We start from the raw sequence: 9,193 nt of genomic DNA, 5'->3' as shown, positions 1-9,193 counted from the left end.
TCTCAACACGACGCTTATCCGCAGCCTCAAGGCACCCGCCCGCCCCGTGTGGGAGGAGCCGCCCAGCAAGGCCGGACTCACCGCCAAGGGCGGATTCCTTCTGCTGTGCTGTCTGGGGGTCCTCGGTCCGCTGTGGATCGTGATCGTCACCAGCCTCTCGCCCAAACCGGTGATCGACCGGGTCGGCGGTCTGGTCGTGATCCCCCAGGGCATCTCCTTCGTCAACTACAGGGAACTGCTCAGCGGTGGCCAGGTCAGCCGGGCGATCATGGTCTCGGTCGGTGTCACGCTCTGCGGCACGCTGTTCTCGATGACGGTGTCGGTCCTCGCGGCCTACGGTCTGTCCCGGCGGGGCACTCTGGGTCACCGGTTCTTCCTGATGACCATGATGGCGACCATGTTCTTCGGGGCCGGCCTCATCCCGACGTACCTTCTGGTGCAGTCGCTGCATCTCACCGACACCTATCTGTCGCTGATCCTGCCGAGCGCGGTCAGTGTCTTCAACATCCTCGTCCTGCGGGCCTTCTTCATGGGGATCTCCCCCGAACTCACCGAGTCCGCCCGCATCGACGGGGCCAGTGACCTGCGCATCCTGCTGACCATCATCATGCCGCTGTCGAGGGCGGTGCTGGCGGTCATCTCGCTGTTCTACGCGGTCGGGTACTGGAGCGCCTGGTTCAACGCCTCCATCTACCTCACCGACCAGCGGATGATGCCGCTGCAGAACGTGCTCATCCAGTTGGTGCAGAAGAACACCGAGGCGCCGACCGGCCTCCAGCAGGCGGTCCGCACCGGTCAACTCTCCTCGCTGGGACTGCAGATGGCGGTCATGGTCCTCGCCCTGATCCCCGTCGCGATCGCCTCCCCCTTCGTCCAGCGGCACTTCAAGAAGGGCATGCTCACCGGAGCCATCAAGGGCTGAGTCACCCCTTTCGACTCCGCCGCGGCCGACCTGCCCCCATCAGCGGTCGGCCGCGGCGGGCCCAAACCTCCCCCTTGTCCCCACCGCACGGAACGAGGTATGTCATGCCCGCGTCCACTCCGAGCCGACGTGTCGTTCTCGCCGGTACCGCGGCGACCGCCGCGCTCACCGCCGTCCCGTTCGTCCCCGGACAGGCGCTGGCCGCGGCACCGACCGCCACCGCCGCGCCGGCCTACCGCTGGCGCAACGCCGTCATAGGCGGTACCGGTTTCGTCACCGGCGTTCTCTTCCACCCCTCGGTCCGCGGCCTCGCCTACGCCCGTACCGACATCGGCGGCGCCTACCGCTGGGACGACCGCACCGCCCGCTGGACCCCGCTGACCGACCACCTCGGTTCGGACGACTGGAACCTCCTCGGCGTCGAGGCCATCGCCGTCGACCCCGCCCACCCCGACCGCGTCTACCTCGCCCTCGGCACCTACACCCAGTCCTGGGCCGGCAACGGGGCGATCCTGCGGTCCGACGACCGCGGTGCCACCTGGACCCGCACCGACCTCGGCGTCAAGCTCGGCGCCAACGAGGACGGCCGGGGCACGGGCGAGCGGCTGCTCGTCGATCCGCGGGACAGCAACACGCTGTGGCTGGGCACCCGGCACGACGGGCTGCTCAAGTCGACCGACCGGGGCGCGACCTGGGCGGCCGTGACCGGATTCCCGGCGTCCCCGAGCGCCACCGGGCAGGGGGTCACCTTCCTCGTCGCCGCCGGGCGCACCCTCTACGCCGGCTGGGGCGACGGTGACGGCACGGCCGGCGCCAAGAACCTTTACCGCACCGTCGACGGCACCACCTGGGAAGCCGTCCCCGGCCAGCCCTCCGGCACCGCCGCCAAGGTCCCGATCCGGGCCGCCTTCGACCGGGGCACCGGCCACCTGTACGTGACCTACGCCAACGCGCCCGGCCCCAACGGCCAGTCCGACGGCAGCGTGCACAAGCTCTGCACCCTCAACGGCAAGTGGACCGAGGTCACGCCGGTCAAGCCGGGCGGCACCGCCGCCGACGGATCCGCCGACACCTTCGGGTACGGGGGTGTCGCCGTAGACGTCCGCCGCCCGGGCACCGTCGTCGTCTCCACCAACAACCGGTGGGCGGACATCGACACCCTGTACCGGACGACCGACGGCGGCCGCACCTGGACGTCCCTGAAGGACACGGCCGTCTTCGACGTCTCCGAGACCCCCTACCTCAAGTGGGGCCAGGACAAGCCCAAGTTCGGCTGGTGGATCCAGGCCCTCGCCCTCGACCCGTACGACTCGCGGCACATCGTCTACGGCACCGGCGCCACCCTCTACGGCACGCGGGATCTGAAGAACTGGGCCCCGCAGATCCGCGGCCTGGAGGAGACGGCCGTGCGCCTGCTGATCTCGCCCCCGGCCGGGGAGGCGCATCTGATCAGCGGTCTCGGGGACATCGGCGTGATGTACCACGAGTCGCTCACGGCATCGCCCTCGCGCGGCATGGCGTCGAACCCGGTCTTCGGGTCGGCGATGGGGCTAGCCCAGGCCGCGGCCAGGCCGGCCTACGTCGTCCGTACCGGCTGGGGCGACCACGGCAACGGCGCCTACTCGAACGACGGCGGGCAGACCTGGGCGCCCTTCGAGGCCCAGCCCTCCATCGCCAAGGACGCACCGGGGCCGATCGCCACCAACGCCGACGGCAGCGTGCTGCTCTGGGTTTTCGTGCACTCCGACGGCACGAAGTACCCCGCCCACCGCTCCGCGGACAACGGCGCCACCTGGTCCGAGGTCACCTCCTTCCCGAAGGGCGCCACGCCGGTCGCCGACCCGGCCGACCCGACGCTCTTCTACGCGTACGACACCGATACGGGAACGCTGTACGCCAGCACCGACAGTGGCCGTACCTTCACCGCCCGTGCGGCCGGACTGCCCTCCGGGGACAGCCAGTTCAAGCTGGTCGCGGCGCCGGGCAGGTCCGGCGACCTGTGGCTGAGCGCCAATTGGGAGGGCCTGTACCGGTCCACCGACGGCGGCGCGAGCTTCTCGAAGACCGCCGGCGTCGCAGCCTCGGAGTGTCTCGGTTTCGGCAGGGCCGCGGACGGCGCCGACTACCCCGCGATCTACCAGGTGGGCAGGATCGGGACCGTCACCGGCGTCCACCGCTCCGACGACGAGGCCAAGACGTGGGTGCGGATCAACGACGACCAGCACCAGTGGGGCTGGATCGGCACGGCCGTCATCGGTGACCCGCGCGTCCACGGCCGTGTCTACCTCGCCACCAACGGGCGGGGCATCCAGTACGGGGAGCCGTCCTGATGCCGGACCTCAGTACCGCCACCGATGGGCGGATCCTCTTCGGCGGCGACTACAACCCCGAGCAGTGGCCCGAGGAGACCTGGCACGAGGACGTCCGGCTGATGAAGGACGCCGGGGTCAACTCCGTGACGCTCGGTGTCTTCTCCTGGGCGAAGCTCGAACCCCACCCGGGCGCACGGGAGTTCGGCTGGCTGGACGTGCTGATGGACCTGATGCACGACAACGGCATCGGCGTCGTCCTCGCCACCCCCACCTCCTCGCCCCCGCCCTGGATGGGCAGGCTGCACCCGGAGACCCTGCCCCGCGACGACGACGGCCGCATCGAGTGGTGGGGCGGCCGTCAGCACTTCTCGCACTCCAGCGCCACCTACCGGCGCTACGCCGCCGCCATCACCGAGGACCTGGCCGCCCGCTACGCCGGCCATCCGGCCCTCACGATGTGGCACATCAACAACGAGTACTGCACCTTCGACTACGGAGACGAGGCGGCCGCCGCGTTCCGCCGCTGGCTCCGGGCGAAGTACGGCACGCTCGAGGCGCTCAACACCGCCTGGGGCACGGCCTTCTGGAGCCAGGGATACGACAGTTGGGACGGCATCCTGCCGCCCCGGCAGCCCCACTACATGAGGAACCCCACCCAGGTGCTGGACTTCCGGCGCTTCACCTCCGACATGCTCCTGGAGTGCTACCTCGCCGAGCGTGACATCGTGCGCCGTCACACCCCGCACATCCCGGTCACCACCAACTTCATGCCGCTGTGGTTCGGGCAGGACGCGTGGCGCTGGGCCGAGGAGGAGGACGTCGTCTCCGTCGACATCTATCCCGATCCGCGCGACCCGCTGGGCGGCCAGCACGGCGCGCTCGTCCAGGACCTGACCCGCTCACAGGCACGCGGACCCTGGATGCTGATGGAGCAGGCGGCCGGTCCCGTCAACCGCGGTGGCGTCAACCACCCCAAGCCCCCGGGCCTCAACCGCCTGTGGTCCCTGCAGGCCGTCGCCCGCGGTGCCGACGCCGTCTGCTACTTCCAGTGGCGGCAGTCCCGGCAGGGCGCGGAGAAGTTCCACTCGGGCATGGTCAGCCACGCGGGGGAACAGGGCCGCACGTTCCAGGAGGTCAAGCGGCTCGGCGCGGAGCTGGCGCGGCTCGGACCCGAGGTGACGGGAAGTCGCCTCGAGGCCGACGTGGCGATCCTCCACGAGTGGCACTCCTGGTGGGCGGCCGCACAGGACGGGCGCCTCTCCACCGTGATCGACCACTCCGCCGTCCTCCACGCCTGGCACCGCGCCCTCTGGGACGCCCACCTCACCACCGACTTCGCCCACCCCGAGCGCGACCTGTCCGCGTACCGTCTCGTCGTCGTCCCACAGCTCTACCTCCTCGGTGACGCGGCGATCGAGAACCTCCTCGCCTACGTCCGCGGCGGCGGCACCCTCGTCTGCGGCTTCCTGACCGGTGTCGCCGACGAGGACGACCGGATACGGCCCGGCGGCATGGACCCACGGCTGCGGGACCTCTTCGGTATCGGCACCCTGCACGAGTGGTGGCCGCTGGACGCCGGGGAGAGCGTCGAGTGCGACGGCCCCCGAGGCGGCTTCCGCGGCACCCTGTGGTCCGAAGAACTCGAGGCCGCACGTCCGGGCGCCGTGGCCGCCCGCTACAAGGGCGGAGAACTCGACGGACTGCCCGCCGTCCTGCGTACCGGCAGCGCCTGGTACCTGTCCACGCTGCCCGACCCCGAGGCGCTGCGCGACCTGCTCGCGGGCATCGCCGCCGACGCGGGCGCACGGCCCGTGCTCGACGATCTGCCCACCGGGGTCGAGGCCGTCCGGCGCGGCGACCTGCTCTTCGTGCTGAACCACCGGCGCGAGCCGGTCCAGGTCACGGTGCCCGGTACCCACTACGACCTGCTCACCGGCGGGACCGTCACGGACACCCTCGCCCTCGGCCGACACGGAGTGGCGGTGCTGCGCCCATGACCGGTGAGCTCGTCCACGGAACCTGGGAGCCCCGTCCCGCCGCCCGCTGGGAGGACGCCTTCCTGAGCGGCAACGGCCGACACGGCGCCATGATCTTCGGCGACCCGGACGACGACCGGGTCATCGTCACGCACCACACCCTCGTACGCCCCAACGGCAGCGAACACGCCCGGCCGCCCGAGCTGGCCGCCCGGCTCCCCGACCTCCAGGACCGGCTGCTCGCGGGCGAGACCGCGGCCGCCCAGTACTTCACCGACGGGCGGGAACTGAAGTGGGTGCAGCCGTTCCACCCGGCGTTCCAGACGCGGCTGCGGCGGCCCGTGGAGGAGGGCCGGGACCACCGGCGGTCGGTGGACTTCACCACGGGCGTCACGACGGCGCGGTGCGCGGGCTGGAGCAGCCGGGTCTTCGTCTCGCGCGCGGACGACGTGATCGTGCAGTACGTGACCGCCCCCGGACCGGTACTCGAGCTGTCCCTCGACCACCGGCTGCCCGGCGCCCCACGCGACCTGGCCGTCGGCCACGGCACCGCCCTCACCGCCGAGGGCGCGCTCCTCACCCTGCGCGCCCGCTACCCGGGCAGCGACCGCGCCTACACCGGCGTGACGCTGGCCGTCGTCACCGGCGGCACGACCGCCCTCGCCGCGCAGGGCGTCCGCATCACCGACGCCGAGTCGGTCCTGCTGCTGACCCGGGTGCACCGGCACACCGGCGAACTGGACGCCCTCGCGGAGGCACGTGCCCTGCGTGCGCTGCTGCCTCCCGAGGAACCCTTCGCCGGACTTCTCGACCGCCATCTGGCCCTCCACCGCCCGGCCTACCTCCGCGTCACCCTCGATCTCGACGCCGACGCCGCCGAACGCGCCCTGCCCGGCTCCGAGCTGCTCCGGCGCCCCACGAGCGCCGCCCTTCTGGAACGGCTCTTCGCCGCCGGCCGTTACCACCTGCTCAGCTCCAGCGGCATGCTCCCCCCGCGGCTGACCGGCCTGTGGACCGGCGACTGGAACACGGCGTGGTCCGGTGCGTTCACCACCGACGCCAACCTGAACCTGCAGACCGCCTCCGCGTCGGCGGGCGCCCTGCCCGAGGTCACAGCAGCCCACGCGGCGCTGATCCACGGCCAACTCGACCACTGGCGGGAGAACGCCCGCGCCGTCCACGGCGCCCGGGGTGTCGTCGCCCCCGCCCACACCGACGGCGAGTCCGGGTACGCGTACCACTTCAGCCGGGAGTACCCACTGCACCTGTGGACCGCGGGCGCCGACTGGCTGCTCAAGCCGCTCGTCGACCACGACGAGACCTACGGCGGGCGAGACCCGCGCACAGCCGCCGTCCTCGCCGAGGTCGCCGCGTTCTACGAGGACTTCCTCACCCGCACCGACGACGACGGACGGCTCGTCGTCGTCCCCTCCTACTCGCCCGAGAACCGTCCCGCGAACGCGAGCTGGGGCACGGTCAACGCCGCCATGGACCTCTCGGCGGCCCGCCACGCGCTGGTCACGGCCGCCGCCTACCACCCGGAGCGGGCGCAGGAGTGGCTTGCCCTCGCCGACCGCCTCCCGCCGCACCGCGTCAACGCCGACGGCGCCCTCGCCGAATGGGCCTGGCCGGGCCTGGAAGACAGCTACGACCACCGTCACATCAGCCACCTCTACGGCGTGTGGCCGCTCGAAGAGATCAACCCCTATGACACGCCCGGCCTCGCCGAGGCCGCCCACCGGGCGCTCGAACTGCGCGGCGCGGAGAACGACTCGGCGCACGGGCACCTGCACCACGCGCTCGTCGCCGCACGTCTGCGCGACGCGGACCGGGTCGCACACGCCCTCGGCCAGGTACTGGAAGGCGACTACTTCCACGTCTCCCTGATGAGCGCGCACTACCCGCACCTCGCCGTCTACAACGCCGACGCGGCCCACACGCTCCCGGCCGTGCTCATCGAAGCGCTCGTCCAGTCGACGCCCGGCCGGCTGGTGCTGCTGCCCGCGCTGCCCGCCGCCTACCCCCGTGGCCGGCTCCTCGGCGTCCGTACCCGGTTCGGCGCCGAACTCGACCTCACCTGGAGCCCCGAGCGGACGACGGCCGTACTGCGCCCCACTCGCAGTTGCCGCGTCGACCTCAGGACTTCCGCCGGCGAAGTGCCGCTCGACCTCGTCGCCGGCGAAGACTGCGTCCTCACCCAGGGGCCGCAGGATCAGCAGCAACTCCCCCCACCCATGGAAGGGACACCATGGCAATACGCACGCTGAACAGGTTGACCAAGGCGCTGATCGCCCCCGCACTCGCGCTCGGCGCCACCGTCGGCATCGCCTCCGCCCCCGCCCAGGCCGCCGTGTGGAACTCCTGCGACCAGTGGGGCAGCACCACACTGAACGGCTACACGCTCTACAACAACATCTGGGGCTCCGGCGCCGGCAGCCAGTGCATCTGGGCCAACTCCGGCACCAACTGGGGGGTGTGGGCGAACCACCCCGACACCGGCGGCATCAAGTCCTACCCGAACGCCAAGAAGGTGATCAACAAGTCGATCACCTCGCTCTCCTCGCTGTCCAGCAGCTACAACGTCACGGTGCCGTCGACCGGCGCGTACAACACGTCGTACGACATCTGGGACACCGGCTACAAGTACGAGATCATGCTCTGGGTCAACAAGACCGGAGCCGTCGGGCCGCTCGGCACCTCGCAGGGCAACGTCACGCTGGGCGGTCACACCTGGACCGTCTACAAGGGCAACAACGGCTCGAACGAGGTCTTCTCGTTCGTCCGCACCTCCAACTCCAGCTCCGGCACCGTCAACATCCTGCCGATCCTCAAGTGGATCAAGGACACCAAGGGCTGGTTCGGCGACGTGACCATCGGGGACCTGCAGTTCGGCTTCGAGATCACGTCCTCGTCCGGCGGTCTGAACTTCACCACCAACAGCGAGAGCGTCAGCAGCAGCTGAGCCGCAGGACCACATGAGCGTGCGGCCGGCCCCCCGCGGGACCGGCCGCACGTTCGTCACCCGGGCCTCATCCCGCGATCGGCAGCTCGGCCCCGTCACGCAGGAACAGCGGGATGCGGTCCAGCGGAGCGTCGACCGTGACGGACGCGCCGCCCTCGTACGTCTCGCCCGTCCACGCGTCCTTCCAGCGGGCACCGGCCGGGAGGTACGTCGTCCACGTCGTCGCACCCGGCTCCAGCACCGGGGCGACCAGCAGGTCCGGCCCGAACAGGTAGGCGTCGGCCACCTGCCAGGCACGCTCGTCCCCGGGGAACTCCAGGAACAGCGGACGCATCACCGGCAGACCCTCCTCATGTGCCTGCCGCATGACCTTCAGGACGTACGGCTTAAGGCGCTCGCGCAGCCGCAGGTAGCTCTCCAGGATCGCGCCGGCCTCCTCCCCGTACGACCAGACCTCGTTGGGCCCGCCGGTCATCTCGGGGCCCAGCGGCATACCCGGGTCACGGAAGCCGTGCAGGCGCATCAGCGGGGACAGCGCGCCGAACTGGAACCAGCGGACCATCACCTCCCGGTACGCCGGGTCGTCCGGGTCGCCGCCGTGGAAGCCTCCGATGTCCGTGTTCCACCACGGGATGCCGGACAGCGCGGTGTTCAGGCCGGCGGCGATCTGGCGGCGCAGGGTCGCGAAGTCGGTGCCGATGTCGCCGGACCACAGGGCGGCGCCGTAGCGCTGGCTGCCCGCCCACGCCGAGCGGTTGAGGGTGACGACGTCGCTCTCACCGGCCGCGAGCATGCCCTCGTAGAACGTGCGGGCGTTCTCCGCCGGGTACATGTTGCCGACCTCCAGGCCCGGGCCCGCCCAGTAGCGCAGGTTCTCCTGGAAGCCGGGCTTCAGCTCCGGCTCGCAGGCGTCCAGCCAGAACGCCTTGATGCCGTATGGGTCGAGGTAGTTCTCCTTCACCCGTGACCAGACGAACTCCCGGGCGTCCGGGTTCGTGGCGTCGTAGAAGGCCACCTGGAC

Annotated in this window: 6 protein-coding genes; 5 read left to right on the top strand and 1 reads right to left on the bottom strand. The window is 71.1% G+C overall.

The features are described 5' to 3' along the window. The 5 genes from C3488_RS38145 to C3488_RS38125 form a co-directional block, all read left to right on the top strand. On the top strand, positions 1–922 hold a 922-nt coding region (locus tag C3488_RS38145), incomplete at its 5' end, for a carbohydrate ABC transporter permease (RefSeq protein WP_258053903.1). Between the two features lie 104 nt (positions 923–1,026). Further along, positions 1,027–3,252, top strand: coding sequence for a sialidase family protein (locus C3488_RS38140; RefSeq protein ID WP_103845423.1), 2,226 nt, complete (start codon positions 1,027–1,029; stop codon positions 3,250–3,252). Next, positions 3,252–5,231 carry a beta-galactosidase gene (locus C3488_RS38135; protein WP_103845422.1) on the top strand — a complete coding sequence of 660 codons (1,980 nt, stop codon included), beginning with the start codon at positions 3,252–3,254 and terminating at the stop codon, positions 5,229–5,231. The genes C3488_RS38140 and C3488_RS38135 overlap by 1 nt, the downstream gene beginning before the upstream one ends. After that, a complete protein-coding gene (locus C3488_RS38130) occupies positions 5,228–7,477 on the top strand; it encodes a glycoside hydrolase N-terminal domain-containing protein (protein ID WP_103845421.1) in 2,250 nt (749 codons plus the stop codon). Before C3488_RS38135 ends, C3488_RS38130 begins: the two co-directional genes overlap by 4 nt. After that, positions 7,459–8,172: a hypothetical protein gene (locus tag C3488_RS38125; protein ID WP_103845420.1), complete on the top strand. Its 714-nt coding sequence runs from the start codon at positions 7,459–7,461 to the stop codon at positions 8,170–8,172. Before C3488_RS38130 ends, C3488_RS38125 begins: the two co-directional genes overlap by 19 nt. A gap of 67 nt (positions 8,173–8,239) precedes the next feature. Here the strand turns inward: C3488_RS38125 and C3488_RS38120 are convergent. Beyond that, a partial coding sequence (locus tag C3488_RS38120) for a TIM-barrel domain-containing protein (RefSeq protein WP_146068015.1) occupies positions 8,240–9,193 on the bottom strand: 954 nt, incomplete at its 5' end.

Source organism: Streptomyces sp. Ru72 (assembly GCF_002920635.1).
Classification (GTDB): Bacteria; Actinomycetota; Actinomycetes; order Streptomycetales; family Streptomycetaceae; genus Streptomyces.
Note: the sequence above shows the minus strand (reverse complement) of the source record. Positions and strands in the feature narration are given on the sequence as shown.